A 17,508-nucleotide genomic window follows, 5' to 3' on the forward strand; every position below is an offset into this window, starting at 1 on the left:
CGCAGGCATGGAAACCGCAGCTGTCCATAAGAAAAAACGCAAGCCCCCGATAAGCTCTTCCACCGGCGACCGCTTGTTTGTCATTTGCAACTACTGCTTCATGATCGCACTAATGATTGTTACCCTGTATCCGTTCGTGAATGTCCTTGCCGTGTCGCTTAACAATGCGCAAGATTCTATTAAAGGCGGGATCTACCTTCTTCCCAGAGAATGGACGCTGGCGAATTACAATTATATTCTGAGAGAGGCCACGATTTTTCATGCGACCTTCATCTCGGTGCTGCGCACCGTGATCGGAACGGTAGTCACTGTCTTCTGCTCGGCCATGCTGGCCTACACGCTTAGCAGACAGGATTATGTGCTGCGCAAATTCATCACCGTAGCTTTTATCATGACGATGTACTTCAACGGCGGCCTGATTCCCAATTACCTGCTGATCCGGGATATGGGACTGGTCGGCAGCTTCTGGGTCTACATTCTCCCGGGAATCATCGGGGTGTTCAACCTGATTATTATCCGTTCCTTCATTGAAAATCTGCCGGAGAGCATTATTGAATCGGCGAAGATTGACGGGGCGGGGGATTACCGGACCTTCTTCAGCCTCATTCTGCCGCTAACAGTGCCTGTCCTTGCCACGGTGGCGCTGTTCTCGGGAGTGTTCCAGTGGAACTCGTGGTTCGATGTGTTCCTCTACAATTCCTCGGATGAGAAGCTGAGTACCTTGCAATATGAGCTGCAGAAGATTCTGCAGAACTCCAACACCACCACCGGCACCTCATCGCTGGACGGGATGATCCAGGGGGCTACCGGAGGCCAGCAGAATACGGTCACGCCAATGTCCGTACGGGCAACCATGACGATAGTAGCTTCCGTGCCGATTATTATGGTCTATCCGTTCCTGCAGAAGTATTTTGTCAAAGGCATGATGGTCGGCGGGGTCAAAGGTTAGGTTGTCTAATTGTATACATGGTTATAGCAATATACAGAATATTCATTTAAAATGTCCATATGACATACAAGAAAGAGGAGGATGCTCATATGGAATATCATGTTGCATTGCAAGGGAGCGATCAGGCTCCAGGCACGGCGGAACAGCCTTTCCGCTCCATCTCCCGCGCTGCGGCGCTGGCGGAGCCCGGGGATACAGTTACTGTTCATGCGGGTACATACAGGGAATGGGTGAGCCCGGCTAACGGAGGAACAGAGGAACAGCGGATTGTCTATCAGGCTGCCGGGGACGGGGAAGTCGTCATCACAGGGGCTGAACCTGTTGCGGATTGGCAGGACGAAGGAGATGGTGTCTGGAGTACAGTGGTGCCGAACAGCCTGTTTGCTGTGCGCAATCCTTTTGCGGAGAAATTGTATGGCGACTGGCTGTTCGAAGGGGCGTTCGAGCCGCATCTGGGGGAGGTCTATCTGGACGGCAAATCGCTGTATGAATGTGATAGCGTTACCAAGCTGCGCGATCCTCAGGTATGGCCGCAGGCCAAGTACGCAGCGGACTCTCTGCTGCAGTGGTATGCGGAAGCAGGCTCGGCCGCCACTAAGATCTGGGCGAGCTTCGGGGGCAAGGACCCGCGCCGGGAGAATGTGGAGATCAGCGTTCGACCTTATTGCTTCTGGCCGGAGCAGACCGGACGGGGCTACATTACGGTCAGAGGCTTCACGCTCCGCCAGGCGGCTCCGCAGTGGGCTCCGCCCACCGCGCTACAGGAAGGGCTGATCGGACCTCACTGGAGCAAAGGCTGGATCATTGAAGACAACCACATCTGCGAGTCCAAATGCACAGGGGTGAGCCTGGGTAAAGAAATCTCAACCGGGCATAACGAGTGGTCGAAAGGCCGGATGAAGGGCGGGACGCAGCGGGAGCAGGAGGTTATTTTCCGCGCACTCCGCCAGGATTGGCATAAGGACAACATTGGAAGCCATATCGTCCGCAATAACGTGATTCATGACTGTGAACAGGCTGGAGTCGTGGGGCATTTAGGGGCTGCTTTTAGCCGGATTGAACAGAATCGCATTTATAATATTCATCATAAACGGATTTTTCACGGGGCAGAGGTAGGCGGAATCAAGCTCCATGCTTCACTGGATACCCAGATTTGCGAAAATGTCATTTACAGCTCCTACCGGGCGTTATGGCTGGACTGGCAGGCACAGGGCACCCGGATCAGCCGGAATGTGTTCCACGACAACCTGTCCGAGGATTTCTTCATGGAGGTGTGCCACGGTCCTTATATGGTGGATCACAACCTGTTCCTGTCGCCGATGAACTTCCGCAATATGGCCCAGGGCGGCGCGTTCGTCCATAACCTGTTCGCCGGCAGGTTCGTGGTGCGTCCCGAGCTTACCCGATATACACCGTACCATATGCCGCATGAGACAGCGGTTGCCGGGTACAGCAATATCGCGGGCGGGGATGACCGCTATTATAACAATATCTTCCTGCGTGATGAGGATACAGATAATGAGGTAGTGCCGATGACCTTCTTCGAGCATCTGCCGCTTGCCCCGAGAGAGCAGCTTAACGATAACGGTGAGCGGGTGATGGACGGTATCCCGGATAATTCCCGCTGTTATCTGCATCCTGTCGGATTAGGCGGCTACGATGAGCACCCGAATGCGCTGCATAAGCAGTGGTGGGAATTGACCAAGGAAGAGATCAAGGCGCTGATCGATTCCGGCAAGCCGTTCCATCCTGAACAGATGGCCCTTCCTGTAGCCATTCAAGGTAATCTGTATCTGAAAGATGCGGTGCCGGGTGCGCATGAGCCGAACGCGAAGGTCTATGCCGACAAGGGTCTTGAGATCGAGGTTGATCCGGCTTCCGGCAAGGTGCAGGTGCATATTGTGAACCCTGAGCTGCTGCGTGCTGCCGCGCCGACCGTGGTCACCACGAATCTGCTGGGCCGAAGCTATCACGCCGAGATGCGTTATGAGGAGCCGGACGGCTCGGCGTACCGGTTCGACCGCGACTTCTTCGGTAAGCAGCGCCCGGACTCGAATGTGACACCTGGACCGTTTGAATTATCCGATAATAGTCCGGTGAAGATTGTGCTGTAAGTTAGAATAGTTGAAAGCCTGTCCGTGAGGACAGGCTTTTGTGTGATGCAGTAAATATAAAAAATCCTGCAAGAAGTGCAACAATGCTGGACAATACGAATGGTCGGTAAGAGAGAAATCCCTCAGATGTGCTGGCGCGAAGGTTATCCTGCGCCCCATGCTAAGTACAATAGTACAGATGGTTATAGCCGATCTCTGCCTATGAAGGGGAAGTGGGCCTACATATAATGGAAGAAGAATGAAATGATGAGAGTCGAATGGAGATGAGGAGATGAAGGCATTCAATGAAAAGTACATAGACACCGAGGAGAACTTCAACAACGTTCATGCCTTTTTGAGAAAAATGGTAACTTTGACGGGTAAACTTCAGACCTGGGAATTTGTCAGATTCGAGTTCTGGAACCGGTACGAAGCGCCCAAAAGCGCAGACCCTAATTTCATGGAGAATAATGCACACCTATGGAAGAATGAAGCAGGTGAGATAACAGGCCTGTTCATTTCCGAATCTGGAGGCGGTTTCTTCAGCTTAATTGTTCATCCGGATTACCCGCATCTGGCGGACGAGATGGTCGCATGGACCCGGAATGTATGGGGCAAGGAGAAAAAGAAGCTCAACACCGATTGCTATCCCTACGGTCTGGAGGTTCAGGCATTATTAGACCATGGTTTTGTGCAGGATTCCCATATCGGGAATACAAGAAGATACGATCTTGTGCATACTGAGTACACTTTGAACCTGGAAGAAGGCTTCTACATCCGGTGCATGGCGGAAGGGGCAGACGAAGAATCGAAGGGCGAGTTGATTGAACAGATCTTCTCTCCATCTGATTCCGGCCCAGTCAAGGTAGAGTATTGGAGAAAAACTCTGCCGTCCTATCTTGCGGAGCTTGATTTCTCTGTGGTTAATGATAAGGGCCGGCATATTGCCTTCTGTTTCGGGTTCGTGGATCAGGATAACGGGATTGCGGTTATAGAGACTATTGGGACCCACCCCGATTACCGGCAACGCGGATTCGGCAAGGCGGTTGTTACTGCCTGCTTCTTGCGACTGAAGGAGCAAGGTGTGACAACTGCTTATATTACGGGTTTTTCTGCTGAGGCTAATGCCCTATATCAATCCCTGCAGCCGGTGGAGATTACTCCGATGCATTCGTATGTATACGAAGGTTAAATACAATCGGGACTGTCCAATGTAGGAGAAAGCAGAAGACCTTCTATCCTACATATATTTTTTCTGCAACAGGTTCCTCAGCAGGATTCTACACTTAGTTTATTGAATAAACTAAGTGTAGAGGAATACATATAATCCAAGAGAGGAATGAGCAGCATTGGACATGAACCATCAGAAGTATACAACACAAGCAGCGGGATATGATCAGGAAAGAGAAGGGATAACACGTGGAGAGATCACGATGATCGAATACCCCTCTGCCACAGTGGGCAACACCCGGAAGGCCAGAGTCTATACGCCGCCTGGATACTCTAGCACAGAGAAATATAGTGTCTTGTATCTGCTGCACGGCATTGGCGGAGATGAAGACGAATGGTACACTCACGGCACGCCACAGATTATTCTTGACAACCTTTATGCCGATCACAAGCTGAAGCCCATGATTGTTGTATTGCCGAACGGGCGGGCGATGTTGAATGACCGGGCGGAGGGCGATATCTTCGCGCCTGATAAGTTGGAAGCCTTTGCAACCTTTGAGTCTGATCTGCTGAACGATCTGATCCCTTATATTGAAGCGAATTATTCTGTGCTGACGGACCGGGAGCACCGCGCGCTGGCCGGGTTGTCCATGGGCGGAGGGCAATCGCTCAACATGGGTCTGAATAACCTGGACCGCTTCGCCTGGGTGGGGGCGTTCTCTCCGGCGCCCAACACGAAGGAGCCTGAGCTGCTGGTACCGGACCCGCAGAAGGTAGCGGACGCGCTTAACCTGCTCTGGTTATCCTGCGGAGATCTCGATAGTCTCAAGTATGTCAGCGACCGCACCCATGCGTACTTCTCGGAACACAACGTACCGCATATCTGGGTGGAAGAGCAGGGCGACCATGACTGGCCGGTCTGGAAGAACGGCTTGTATCAGTTCGCGCAGCTTATTTTCTAAAGGGTTAGGGGGCGTTCGAAATGGGCGTCTCGTATGCCGCTTACCGTCAATCGCCTATTAGTCACCCACCCAACGTCCGCCGATCGCCAACTAATTTAGATGCTGTTTTTCCACTTGCTTATCTGTAAACGCCGGAATCCGCTAAATTAAGATACCTTTTTCCATCTGCTTTCGATGAGTGGGCTTGATTGGCTGGATAGGAGTAGGCAGGTTGGTGATGAGGGAGCGATTGGTTGGATATGGGGAGGCTGTTAGCCAAAGAGGCCAGGTTAGCTGGATGTGAGTAGGCAGATTGCCGACGAGGGGCTTCATTAGCCGGAGAAGTTGCTCTACATACTTAAGCGCAAGAGAGGCAGCCCCAAGCCATTTCCATGGCTTCGAGGCTGCCTTTTCTTTTACTTTTACAGCTTACGCAGTAACGCTCATTTGCTTACTTATTAGCAATCGCATCGGCACGCATTTTAACGATTTTGTCTGCTCGTTCTTTGTCTACCGCGAAGACATCATTCCAGCCGAGTCCTTCGACATCGCTCTTCAGCTTGGTCCAGAGCTGGTCGAATTCGGCCTGGTCCTTGGCGAAGATCATTTTCCAGGAGGTGTTCTTGACATAATCCGAAATCTGGCTGCGTTTGTTCTTGACGTCAGAAGAATCGGAGCCAAGACTGGTGTTGATGTTCGGCACGATGTCGATCATGTTGTTCTTCGTATAGTACTCGGTCGGAGTAGTGGCGTCATAGGTCTTCTGCCAATCTGTAGTCAGCGCAGTCTTGTTCGCTTCAATGGTGGAAGCCCAGTAGGTGCTGTTGTAGAACTCTTTGGTTTCCGGGTCGGTCACGAAATCACTCATAATCATCGAGTTGACCTTGCTCTGGCCGTCCTGGTAACCGCCGCCGCCGTATTCAGCAGGGACCGGGGTGTTTTCCTGGAATGCGGTTTGGCCGACTTCGGTTAGCTTGAATTTGCCGTCCGGTGTCTTCTCATAGTTGAAGCCTTCGAAGCCGTTGGTGTAGTAACGCAGGCCTTCCGGTGAAGACATCCAGTCCATCAGTTCCATGATTCTTTCCGGTTCTTTCGCTTTGGAGCCGATAGCGAACACTCTGCCGTTCCCGAAATAAGCATCACTGTTCTGGATCAGGTGGGTATCGCCGATCGGAACGGCTACGTTGCCGTCGCCCTGGTTGCCGCGTTCAATCGTATTGTAGAACCCTCTCTGCCAGGAGTACCACAGGAGCAGAACCTGCTTGTTGGTCAGCTTCTCAGATACCTTGTTCCAGTCCTGGGAAGGGGAATCCGGGTCGACGAGACCCATTTTGTTAGCGTCATAATAGAACTGCAGAATCTTCTTGTACATGCTGTTGTCGTCCACGATTGGCACGATGTCACCTTTGGCATTCAATTGAATCGTTGTCGTGCCGTTCGGCTGCTCATAGCCATACCAGTTGCTGAGCCAGCGGACATTCTCCATGCTTCCGCCATCCCAGTCCTTCCAGAGGGTGATCGGAACAATCGGCTTACCGTCCGGAGTCTTCGGATATTTAGCCTGCATATCCTTCAGAGCGGTCATAAGGTCGTTCAGATTATTCAGCTTCGGCGCGCCGATTCCCTTGTAATAATCCCAAGGCATAATCGGGCTGGAGTAAGGCAGCTCTTCTGAGAAAGTCGTTGGCGAAGTATCGGCGGTGAAGGCCGGGAGAGCATAGATTTTACCGTCCGGATTCTGCTTCTCGAAGGCCACATTGAACGGCTTAAAGTGATTGTCTACATATTGGGACAGATGCTCCGTGTTCTTAATCATGTCGGTTAGATCCATAATCATGCCTGCCGGAATCAGTTCCTCGAGCTGGCTGTTCTCAATAATCAGGAGGTCGCCGAGGTCGCCGGATGCCGAGCGGGTCTTGTACAGCTGGTCGCCCGCTACCTGCGGAGCCAGAATGTTCAGCGTGATATTGAATTTGTCTTTCAGCAGCTTGCCGTACCATCCCGTCTGCTCGCCTTGATAGTTAGCTGCGTTGTCGAATACCGTAATGGTTAGAGGTTTGCTGTGATCGATGCCTGTGCTTGTGCCCGGATCGGATGACTCAGTAGGTGTTCCGGGTTCGGCCGTCCCCGCAGCAGTTCCTCCATTGTTGGAATTACCGCTGCAACCACTTAACGCCGTTGTTACCAGCAGAATGGTCGTCCCTAGTAACAGCGCGGACTTTCTGCCCAGCTTAATGTGTGTTTTCATGTGTAGCCCCCCGAATGATTAATGTATCATAATGGCGCAGGTCCGTTAGCCTTTCACGGCGCCAATTATAATTCCTTTGACAAAAAATCTCTGGAAGATCGGATATACCAGCAGGATCGGTGCGACTACGATAATGGTTACAGTCATGCGGATGGAGGTAGAGGTCTGCTTGGTCGCCAGAGTAGCCATCGCCGTGGATCCGGCATTCTGCAGGTTGACCATGGTGGACAAGGAGCTCGCCTGGTTGATGTAGTTATACAGAATGAACTGCAGGCTGTAGAGCTTGCTGTCCGTCACCAGCAGGAGCGTATCTTGGAAGGAGTTCCACTGGTTGACTGCCGAGAAAATAGCAACGGTTGCAAGGATCGGCTTGCTGATCGGCAGAATGACTTTGTAGAAAATCGTGAAGATTCCTGCACCGTCAATGCTGGCCGCCTGCTGAAGCTCCTTCGGTGTTGCCTCCACGAAGGTTTTGACCAGGATAATGAAGAAAGGAGCAACAACGGACGGAAGAATATAAGCCAGGAAGTTGTCCGTCAGATGCAGCGATCTCATGGTCAGATACCAAGGGATAATCCCGGCGTTGAAGAACATCGTGATGATGGTGAAGCGGTACCAGAATTTCTTGCCCCACATGTCCTCCTGGGCAAACATGAATCCGAGGAAGGCCGAAGCGCCGACTGTTAGCAGTGTACCGATCACTGTTCTGCCGAGGGAGATCATGAACGCATTGCCCAGACCCGGGATTTTGAATACATCGACATAGTTCTGGAAATGAATCCCCTTGGGCCAGAAAATAATTTCGCCCTTGGCGCTTAGGTCGTTCGCGCTGATCGTGTTGATAATGATCGAGTAGAACGGATAAACGCAGATGAAGGCGAACAGTGAGAACAGGATATAAATAATAGTAGAGATGATTTTATCGGTAGCGCTGACCTGCATTTTGACCGTTTTTTTGGTGATGTCGATCTCCCGGGTGTTTGGCGTAAGACTGGTCTGGTTGTCACTCATACAATGCCCTCTCCTCTCAGCATTTTGGACAGCCCGTTCACCGAAAAGAGAAGCACCACGCTGATTACACTCTTCAGCATACTGATCGCAACGGAGACGGAATAGCTGCCGCCGCCCATGGCGAGGTTATACACATATAGATCAAGAACCTGAATAGTGTCCTTGTTAAACGCATTCTGGAAGACGAAATATTGCTCCAATCCGTTATTCAGGAAGCTTGCAATCTGGAGCATCAGCAGGACGAAGTAGGTTGGCATCATGCTTGGCAATACGACATGGCGGATCACCTGCATCCGGGTAGCCCCGTCCACATAAGCTGCTTCATACAGCGATTCGTCGATGCCCATGATGGCCGCGATGTACAGAATGGCGGACCAGCCGAGTGTTTTCCAGGTAGCCCAGGCCCACATGGTCCACCAGACATGCTCTGAGCTCTGCAGGAACATTGTAGGTGAATCGGTCAGCCCTGTCATATGCAGGAAGCCGTTGACCATCCCCTCACTGGAGAACATGGAGAAGGCGAGGGAGTACACAAGCACCCAACTGATAAAGTTCGGCAGCGTGGTGACCGTCTGGATGAATTTGCGGAAACGTACCGCCTTGATCTCGGTCAGGAAGATGGCGAAGATCATCGGGAGCCAGGAGAAGAGGATGCCCAGTCCGCTGATGCCGAAGGTATTCCAGATGACCTGCATTAACTGGTCAATCTTGACCTGATTCTCGACCAGGGAATGGAACCATTTGAAGCCGACGAACTCAGATTGGGATAACGGGATAGGCGGGGTGTAGTCAAAAAATGCATATACCCATCCATAGAGCGGATAGTACGCAAAGACAGCGAGTAAAAGCATAAAGGGAGAGATATAAAGGAATTTCCGGAACGAATTGCTTCTCATGCTCTGGCTGCGCATTGTTTCACTCCTCATCATATTCTCTTTGTATGATTGCTTCCTGAAGCTAAGCCGGGGCAAGCAATCCCGAGTAACTTGTCTGGCTGTCATCCCCCTTCATAATAAAAGCAGTGAAAAGCAATTTCGGAGCAATTGATAACGCTTTCATGTATGAAACTATAATAAGTTATCGTCTATCTTCCTACAATGACCGATCCTCACCAATTATTGATCTATTGTCAGGTGAAGGAAACGCGGACGAGAAGGGAAAGTGCATGGGAGGGGAAACGAGAGAAGCAAGAGAAGCAAGGGGCGCAGACAAAACGGGACTTTATAGGAGTGGGAAGAAAGGAATACGGGAGGCTAAACGGAAACCCAGAGAGTGATGAGGGGTATTAGTGCACCATAATTCGGAAAAAGAGGGCGGATGAGCCGAATGAAGGGTATTAATACACCTGATTTCATCAAAAGTGGGCGGATGAGCCGAATGAAGGGTATTAATACACCTGATTTTATCAAAAGCGGGCGGATGAGCCGAATGAGGGGTATTAATACACCTGATTTTATCAAAAGAGGGCGGATGAGCCGAATGAAGGGTATTAATGCACTTGATTTCATTAAATGGACGGGGAGCAGCGCTTCGATAGTCTGGCAGGCAGCGGGCGTACTTATTCAGAGCCTTGCTCCAGATTTCGTACAGGCCGCTCCCTCTACCCCCTCTGTCTCAGGCAATGACGAAGCATTGCTTGCGGTATTCATTGGCGCTGGTTCCGGTGTATTCTCTGAATTTCTTGTAGAACCAGTCGATTTCCGAATACCCGACAGCATCTGCAATCTCATAGATCTTCATGTCGGTCGTTTCCAGCAGCAGCTTGGCCTTCTCCATCCGCTGGCGGAGAAGGTATTCGTTGAAGGACATCTTCTCCTGCTGCTTGAATTTCTGTCCGAGATAGGCGCAATTGAAGTTCAGGGTGTCGGAGATCTGCTTGAGTGTAATATTATGATGGAGCTGCTCATCCACGCATTGCTTGATCGTACTGACGATCGGACACGGGGAGGACGGCTCTTTTTGAATGGTGAACTGAGCATAATCCCGCTCTACAGCAGCGGGTCTGCCAGCCTGAGCCAGCACCCGACTAACCGCCTCCAGACTTCCGCCCAGCTCAGCCGGGTCCACCGGGTCTGTTAAGTAATCGCTTACATTATAGAGTAAGGCTTGGCGCGCCAGCCCGAAATCTCCGCTGCCCCCGAGCAGAATAATCGGAACGGAGCTTCCCTGCCTGATCTGCTCACAGACTCTCATGCCCGGCGTATGGGCATCCCTGATATTTAGAAGAACCAGTGATATCCCCTCGCTGCGGATCAGCCGCAGAATATCGGATGAATAATCAGCATGCGCATGAATGATGAAATTCTTAAGTCTGCTCCCTGCCATATAAGAAGCGATCTCCCGCACTTGGGCGTTTCGCTCTACACATAAGATTCTGTACAACATGAAGACCCCGCTTTCAGAGAGAAGTTAAGCTTCCTTCATTCATTATGTGCAACAGAGCCGGGCGCTACAATGTGCAATTCTTGCACCAGGCTCCATTTGTTTACCTGATCGAAATCCGGTTGCCCGGTGGATAAGGACTTGCGGGCCGGACCTATAATTTGACAGGTGAACACCTGAAATTAGACGGGTTGCTGCCTGAAAATGTAAGCGCTAAACTTTCGAGGTAAGTCATTCATACTTGGGGGGACAGATCATGCGGGCAAAAAAAGTAATGTCAGTATTCATTAGTATGTTGTTATTAGCTGCAACGACGGCTTGCGGTGGCGGAGCAGGGAACGGCGGAAACGCCGGCGGGGGAGCGTCAGCCCAGCCGGCTGCGGCTACGGAGGCTCCGGCAGCTGAAGCCACTGCAGAAGCTACACCGACTGCAGAGCCGAGCAATGCTACACCGGACAAGGATTTCGATATGGGCGGCAGAACGATCAAGATCGTGTCCTGGTGGGATATGACGATTCCCGAGGACAATCCTGATAATATCCAGCGCTCGAAGAATCTGAAGGAATTGATGGCCAAGCATAATTTCAAGGTTGAATATGTCGCGCTGGACTTCGGTGAATACCAGAAGAAGGTTGTGGCTTCACTGGTCGCCGGTGAACCGCTTGGCGATATTGTCAGAATGGGCAAGGGCTATATGATTCCGGTGCTGACGAAGCAGGATATGTTCTGGCCGGTTGACGAGTACACCAAGAATGAGAATGCCTTCAATCAGCGTATGACTACAGAATTCTCGCAATATGAGGGCCGGGGCTATGGCTTCTCGGAGAATGCGGGCAACCTGATCAGCGGAGTATTCTATAACCGCACCCTGATGAAGAAGCTGGGCATGAAGCCGCTCCAGGAATATGTGAACGAGGATAACTGGAACTGGGAGACCTTCACCCAAGTCGCCAAAGAAGCGAACAAGGATACAGATAACAACGGAAAACTTGATGTTTGGGGCTTGGCCTCCGGCGGGTTCCTGGAAATGGCGCTGGCCTCCAACGAGACCGATCTGACCGTTGACGATAAACAGAATCTCGATGATCCCAAGCTGCTGGAGGTCTTCAAGTTCATCGCCAAGCTGGGTGCCGAGAAGGTAGCGCGGCCGACAGAAGGCGGGGACTGGCAGGAACCGGCGCAGTTCTTCCGTCAGGGGAACACGCTGATGTATGCAGGAGCAGATTATGAGGCGAACGGCTTCAAGACGGATATGAAGGATTATGATATCGGCTTTGTTCCTTTTCCAAAAGGACCTAATGCTACCGAATACCACAGTGTGGAATCCAATGTCCAGTTCCTGACCATCCCGAAGAAGGCCGAGAATCCGGATCAGCTGCTGTATATCTGGGAGAAGATCAACGATATCGAGTCCATCTACGATTATCCGAAGCAGGCTTCCCTGGAGAGCACGTATGACAACGAGGATGATATCAACAACGCCAAGCTGGTCGAAGGCGGCATGCTGCTCACGAACCATAATACCTTCTCAACCATGCCTTACTACGAGATGATTGACGAACTGAAGAAGGGAACCTCGGCATCTACTGTTATTCAGAAGTACAAGGCGAAGGTTCAGGCTTCTGTAGACGCAGTCTACAAAAAATAAACGGATATCCGCATGGAACAACAGTCCCCCGCGGACTGTTGTTCCCATTCTTGCAGCAATTATATAGCTGGAACTTGAAATATACACTTAGGGTGAAGTGGCGGAAGAGAGGTTTGAACTGTAGGAGCGATAGCGTTCGCCTTTAGGTTTGTATTTCTACTGCGAACAGCAGTTTAAATCAGGAAATACAAACCTAACAGCGGCCGAAAGTCAAACCTGCTCTGCAGTCACGACTAACCCTTTAAGTGGGATTTTTCTTGGTTCGATCTATATAAACTTATGATCCATCGCTTAAGGGGAGGAGTACGTTGAATATTCGAATCAGGAACATAGCGATTATATTGGTTGTTGTCCTGCTGGCCGGGACGATCTGGATATTTAATTCCTCGGGGCAGCCTGTGCATTCCGACTCTCCCGCAGTAGGCAAGTTCACGGCAGCCGCGCAGGATGCTGAAGAAGGCAGCTATGAAGCCTATCTGAAGCAACACGGGGATGCCCCGCGCCCTGACCGGGAGATCCGCATCGAAGGGGAGAGCTATTCCCCCGGCAGCGGAGATGTCTTTGAGGTGAAGCAGCAATTCGAGGGGCTTGACGGAGCAGCAGTCATTACCCAGGAATCGGGAACCATCTCCTGGGAGGTGCCGGTTCCGGAATCCGGGCTGTACAACATCCGGGTTCATTATTATCCGGTGGAAGGCAAAAGCTCGTCCATTGAACGTTCCTTATCCATCAACCGGGAGGTGCCGTTCAAGGGAGCGGATACCTTGCTCTTCGACCGGGTCTGGGGGAACCGTGAGGAGGTCATTAAGCAGGATGACCGAGGCAACGATCTGCGCCCCAGACAGGTGGAGCAGCCGGTGTGGCAGTCCACGGTCATTGCGGACAGTGAAGGCTTCTATGAGGAGCCGTATGCCTTCTATCTGGAGCAGGGGAACCAGACCCTGTCGCTGACCGCACTCCGTGAGCCGATGGCCATTGATTATATTGAGCTGTTCCAGGACCGGACAGTGCGCACCTATGCAGAGGCTAAGCAGGAGTATGAGACTAAGGGCCTTCAGCCGGTACAAGAGCCTTATATCGAGGTCCAGGCCGAAGCGGCATCCGCCAAATCCTCGCCTACCTTATACCCGTTATCCGACCGCTCCAGCCCGGCAGTGGTTCCTTATGCCGTCTCAAATTTAAGGATCAACACCATCGGCGGGGTGAACTGGAAGCTTCCGGGGCAATGGATCGAATGGGAGATTGATGTCCCTGAAGAAGGTCTGTACCGGATAGCGCTCAAGGAGAAGCAGAATCAGCTCCGGGGCGTCTATGCCAACCGCAGCCTGACCATTGATGGTGAATATCCGTTCACCGAGATGAAGCAGATCCGCTTCAATTACTCTCCCGGCTGGCAGATGAATGTACTCGGCGGGGAAGAGCCTTATCTGTTCCATCTTACACAAGGGACGCACAAGCTGAGACTGACCGTGACCCTGGGCGATATCGCGCCGCTGGTCCGTACCGTCCAGTCCAGTGTCCTGACCTTGAATGAAATGTACCGCAATATTCTGGCGATTACCTCCAACAACCCGGATAAGTTCCGCGACTATCAGCTGGAGAAGCGGATACCGGAGATGACCAAGGTATTCCGGGAGCAGGCGGAGATTATCCGCGGTGTCGGCGAATACCTGGAGCAGGCCACCGGGGAACGCAGCGACAAGGTATCCGTGCTGTACTCGATGGTTACCCAACTGGAGGATATGGCTAAGCATCCGGACACGGTAGCCAAACGGCTGGTCTCCTTCAAGACGAATGTCGGCGGACTGGGGACCTGGATTCTTAGCGTGCGGGAACAGCCGCTGACACTGGATTCACTGGTGGTCTCGGCGCCGGATAAGCCGCTTCCGTCTGCGCAGGCGACCTTCTTCCAGAAGCTGAAGCATGAGCTGAGAGCGTATGGCGCCTCGTATACCGAAGACTATGACAGTATCGGTAACGTGACGAAGAACCAGAAGGCGATTACGGTCTGGATTTCGACCGGCCGGGATCAGGCTCAAGTGATGAAGAGCATGATTGACGATACCTTCACGCCGGATTCGGGCATCTCCGTGGCACTGCGGCTGGTGCCTCCGAACATTCTGCTGCCGGCAACCCTGGCGGGCGAAGGGCCGGACGTAGCCATGCAGATCGGCGAGGATCTTCCAGTGAACTATGCGATGCGCAAAGCATCGGCCGATCTGTCCCAGTTCGCCGATTTCAAAGAAGTGGCTGACCGCTTCCGCGACAGCGCCCTTACGCCTTATAAATACAATGGAAGCGTCTACGGGCTGCCTGAGCAGCAGATCTTCCCGATGCTCTTTTACCGGAAGGATATTCTGCAGGAGCTTGGCCTGGAGCCCCCTACTACGTGGGAGGAAGTCTACAATGTCGTCTCTGTGCTGCAGAGACATAATCTGGAGTTCTATCTTCCCCTGGAGGATACACTGAACAACGCGACGCTGGTGCCCAATGCGGCCTTCACCATGCTGCTCTACCAGAACGGCGGGCAGCTCTACACGGACGACCAGAAGCGAAGCGCGCTGAACTCGGAGACCTCCATGAGTGAATTTAACAAGTGGACCCAGTTCTATACCAATTACAAGTTCCCGGTGAAGGTGGACTTTCCGAACCGTTTCCGTACAGGCGAGATCCCGATCGGGATTGCCGATTATACCATCTATAACAGCCTGACGGTAATGGCGCCGGAAATCCGCAATTTGTGGGAATTCACGGTGGTGCCGGGAACGAAGCAGGCGGACGGCACGGTGGACCATAGCGTAGCCAGCCATACAACCGGTGTCATGCTGCTGGAGAATGCCAAGGACAAGGATTCGTCCTGGGAATTCATGAAGTGGTGGACAGACAAGGACACCCAGGTCCAGTACGGCCGCGAAATGGAAGGGCTGATGGGAGCGGCGGCACGTTATCCGACCGCGAACATTGAAGCGCTGGAGGAGCTGCCGTGGCCGGTGAAGGATTACAAGGAACTGGAGAGCCAGTGGCAATGGGTGAAGGGTAACCCTCAGGTTCCCGGCGGGTACTTCACAGGCCGGCATCTGGACAATGCGTTCCGCAAGGTGGTCAACGGGAATGTGAATCCGCGTGAAGCTCTGTCGGATTATCTGATCTACATTAACGATGAAATTCAGATCAAACGGAAGGAATTCAAACTTCCGTATTAGGTTGGAGGCTGTAAGCTGATGGTACAAATACAGAATACCACTGAACCAGCCTTGCCAGGGCTGGCTGGCGGTCCGGTCAAGGAATCCCGCCTGGCGCAATTATGGAGAGATATCAAGAAGAGCAAGCATTATTATTTCATGATGAGTCCCTATATGATCATCTTCTTCCTGTTCACGGTAATCCCGGTGGTCGTCTCCTTCGGGCTGAGCTTCTTCTACTTCAATATGCTGGAGACGCCGAGATTCATCGGCTGGGAGAACTATTCAAGGCTGCTGCTGGGCGATGATGTGTTCATGATCGCGCTGAAGAACACCTTTCTGTTCGCTGTGATCACAGGCCCGTTAAGCTATATCGCATGCTTCCTGTTCGCCTGGCTGATTAATGAGCTGTCGCCCTTTGTCCGGTCGCTGATGACGCTGGTCTTCTATGCGCCTTCGATCTCAGGCAATGTGTTCTTCATCTGGCTGATTGTCTTCTCGGGGGACAGCTATGGTTATCTTAACGGCTTCCTGATGAAGATCGGGGTGCTGCTGGAGCCGATTATCTGGCTGCAGAATGAGAAGTACATTCTTCCCATTATCATTATTGTGCAGCTCTGGCTGAGTCTCGGCACAAGCTTCCTGGCCTTCATCGCCGGACTTCAGACCGTGGACCAGACGCTGTTCGAGGCCGGAGCGATGGACGGAATCAGGAACCGCTGGCAGGAGCTGTGGTTCATTACCCTGCCGTCCATGCGTCCGCAGCTGATGTTCGGCGCGGTCATGCAGATTACCGCCTCCTTCGCGGTGGCCGAGGTCTCTATTGCGCTGGCGGGCTTCCCGAGTGTCAACTATGCGGGACATACGGTGGTCACGCACCTGATGGATTACGGGACACTGCGCTTTGAGATGGGCTATGCCTCTGCGATTGCCACTATTCTCTTTGCAATTATGCTCGGAACCAACATGATGACCCAGAAGCTGCTCAGAAAGGTGGGTGAATGACCCTGTATTCAAGAGTGATAGGGGCCCTTCGCCCTCAAAAAAGACTGAACCGTTCCTTTGCTGTCAGCTTTATGCTCTTCGGCCTGCTGCTGGGCTTCGGCGCGTTCATGGTTCTTCCGCTGATCTATACGGTGAACAATGCCTTCAAGCCGCTGGATGAGCTGTTCATCTTCCCGCCGAGATTCCTGGTACGGAACCCGACGCTGGAGAACTTCACCGATCTGATGGTGATCATGGGCAATTCCTGGGTGCCGTTCACCAGATACATTGCGAATACTCTGCTGATCACACTGGTAGGGACCGCAGGACATATCCTGCTGGCGTCGGCAGCGGCGTATCCGCTGGCCAAGTTCAAATTCCCGGGCTCCAGCATTCTGTTCAAAATTGTAGTGCTGTCCCTGATGTTCTCGCCGCATGTTACGGCAATACCGAACTATCTGGTCATGTCGCAGCTGGGGTGGATCAATACCCAGGCGGCGATTATCGTGCCGTCATTGGCCTTTTCACTAGGTTTGTTCCTGATGAAGCAGTTCATGGAGCAGATCCCGGATGCGCTGATTGAGGCAGCCAAAATCGACGGTGCGAACGAGTACCGCGTGTTCTGGCAAATCGTAATGCCGAATGTGAAGCCGGCCTGGCTGACGCTGATGATCCTGCAATTTCCGGCGCTGTGGGGCACAGATGGAGGGAGCTTCATCTACAGTGAGAACCTGAAGACGCTTCACTACGCGCTCAGCCAGGTCATCCAGGGCGGGATTGCGCGTGCCGGGGTCGGAGCGGCCGTCGCACTGCTGCTGATGACCGTGCCGATTCTGTTGTTCATTATTTCACAGAGCAGTGTCATCCAGACGATGGCCACATCCGGTATGAAAGAGTAGA

At 52.3% G+C, this 17,508-nt stretch carries 12 protein-coding genes; 8 read left to right on the forward strand and 4 right to left on the reverse strand.

Features of this window, described 5'->3' with window-relative positions:
* Positions 1 to 7: 7 nt before the first annotated feature.
* From MKY86_RS10530 to MKY86_RS10545, 4 genes are all read left to right on the forward strand, one after another.
* Positions 8 to 949 (forward strand): carbohydrate ABC transporter permease, encoded by a 942-nt coding sequence (locus tag MKY86_RS10530; protein WP_076073642.1) that lies wholly within the window; start codon positions 8 to 10, stop codon positions 947 to 949.
* Between the two features lie 89 nt (positions 950 to 1,038).
* Complete coding sequence (locus MKY86_RS10535) at positions 1,039 to 3,063, forward strand: right-handed parallel beta-helix repeat-containing protein (RefSeq protein ID WP_076073645.1); 2,025 nt, start codon at positions 1,039 to 1,041, stop codon at positions 3,061 to 3,063.
* 271 nt (positions 3,064 to 3,334) lie between these two features.
* Positions 3,335 to 4,234 carry a GNAT family N-acetyltransferase gene (locus tag MKY86_RS10540; protein ID WP_076073647.1) on the forward strand — a complete coding sequence of 300 codons (900 nt, stop codon included), beginning with the start codon at positions 3,335 to 3,337 and terminating at the stop codon, positions 4,232 to 4,234.
* 163 nt (positions 4,235 to 4,397) lie between these two features.
* Positions 4,398 to 5,174, forward strand: coding sequence for an alpha/beta hydrolase (locus MKY86_RS10545; protein WP_076074817.1), 777 nt, complete (start codon positions 4,398 to 4,400; stop codon positions 5,172 to 5,174).
* Between the two features lie 430 nt (positions 5,175 to 5,604).
* On the opposite strand, the gene MKY86_RS10550 is transcribed toward MKY86_RS10545, so the two are convergent.
* The 4 genes from MKY86_RS10550 to MKY86_RS10565 all read right to left on the reverse strand — a co-directional run bounded on the left by MKY86_RS10550 (position 5,605) and on the right by MKY86_RS10565 (position 10,737).
* The gene (locus tag MKY86_RS10550) at positions 5,605 to 7,401 is read right to left on the reverse strand and encodes a hypothetical protein (protein ID WP_083684291.1); all 1,797 of its coding nucleotides are present in this window, start codon (positions 7,399 to 7,401) and stop codon (positions 5,605 to 5,607) included.
* A gap of 45 nt (positions 7,402 to 7,446) precedes the next feature.
* Complete coding sequence (locus MKY86_RS10555) at positions 7,447 to 8,412, reverse strand: carbohydrate ABC transporter permease (RefSeq protein WP_083684293.1); 966 nt, start codon at positions 8,410 to 8,412, stop codon at positions 7,447 to 7,449.
* A complete protein-coding gene (locus MKY86_RS10560; protein WP_036724924.1) occupies positions 8,409 to 9,323 on the reverse strand; it encodes an ABC transporter permease subunit in 915 nt (304 codons plus the stop codon). Before MKY86_RS10560 ends, MKY86_RS10555 begins: the two co-directional genes overlap by 4 nt.
* A gap of 703 nt (positions 9,324 to 10,026) precedes the next feature.
* Positions 10,027 to 10,737 carry a helix-turn-helix transcriptional regulator gene (locus tag MKY86_RS10565; protein ID WP_051477979.1) on the reverse strand — a complete coding sequence of 237 codons (711 nt, stop codon included), beginning with the start codon at positions 10,735 to 10,737 and terminating at the stop codon, positions 10,027 to 10,029.
* 313 nt (positions 10,738 to 11,050) lie between these two features.
* Here MKY86_RS10565 and MKY86_RS10570 point away from each other — a divergent pair, with 313 nt between their 5' ends.
* The 4 genes from MKY86_RS10570 to MKY86_RS10585 all read left to right on the forward strand — a co-directional run bounded on the left by MKY86_RS10570 (position 11,051) and on the right by MKY86_RS10585 (position 17,507).
* Positions 11,051 to 12,442, forward strand: coding sequence for an ABC transporter substrate-binding protein (locus MKY86_RS10570; RefSeq protein ID WP_076073650.1), 1,392 nt, complete (start codon positions 11,051 to 11,053; stop codon positions 12,440 to 12,442).
* Between the two features lie 308 nt (positions 12,443 to 12,750).
* Complete coding sequence (locus tag MKY86_RS10575; RefSeq protein WP_076073652.1) at positions 12,751 to 15,645, forward strand: extracellular solute-binding protein; 2,895 nt, start codon at positions 12,751 to 12,753, stop codon at positions 15,643 to 15,645.
* A gap of 18 nt (positions 15,646 to 15,663) precedes the next feature.
* On the forward strand, positions 15,664 to 16,629 hold the full coding sequence (locus MKY86_RS10580; RefSeq protein ID WP_076073655.1) for a carbohydrate ABC transporter permease: 966 nt from the start codon (positions 15,664 to 15,666) through the stop codon (positions 16,627 to 16,629).
* On the forward strand, positions 16,626 to 17,507 hold the full coding sequence (locus MKY86_RS10585) for a carbohydrate ABC transporter permease (RefSeq protein ID WP_036724919.1): 882 nt from the start codon (positions 16,626 to 16,628) through the stop codon (positions 17,505 to 17,507). The genes MKY86_RS10580 and MKY86_RS10585 overlap by 4 nt, the downstream gene beginning before the upstream one ends.
* Position 17,508: the final 1 nt, after the last annotated feature.

Source organism: Paenibacillus sp. FSL R7-0333 (genome assembly GCF_038000365.1).
Lineage (GTDB): Bacteria > Bacillota > Bacilli > Paenibacillales > Paenibacillaceae > Paenibacillus_AQ > Paenibacillus_AQ silagei.